The sequence below is a fragment of the Candidatus Skiveiella danica genome, assembly GCF_022705245.1.
Classification (GTDB): domain Bacteria; phylum Pseudomonadota; class Gammaproteobacteria; order Burkholderiales; family Burkholderiaceae_C; genus Skiveiella; species Skiveiella danica.
The window spans coordinates 1-298 of record NZ_JAKJEW010000157.1 but is presented as its reverse complement, the minus strand read 5'-3'; the positions used below and the strand labels follow the sequence as shown (position 1 = coordinate 298).

The following is a 298-nucleotide window of genomic DNA, read 5'->3' as shown; positions in this document are numbered from 1 at the left end:
CCAGGGCCCCAACGGCACCTGCGGGAAGTGCTGCTGCGCCATCAGGCCGAAATAGGGCGTCGCCCGCGCCCAGGCAAGAAAGTCGCCCAGCGGCAGGCGTTGCAGCTCCAGCAGCTTGAACTTCAGCAGCACCTTGGCCGCGTGCCGGGTGTGCCGCGAAGGGTCGTTCACGAAGCCCCGCAGGCGCTCGCGGGCGTAGGCGATGGCCGCCGGCACATCGGCAAACAGGCGGCCATGCCCCGGGATCACCAGGGCGGGCGCCAGCGACTCAATCAGGTCCAGGGTGTCGCCGAGTTCG

Annotated in this window: 1 pseudogene; it reads right to left on the bottom strand. The window is 70.1% G+C overall.

The features are described 5' to 3' along the window. Window positions 1-298: pseudogene (locus ACMUOY_RS20680) on the bottom strand (MBL fold metallo-hydrolase); the annotation flags it as partial.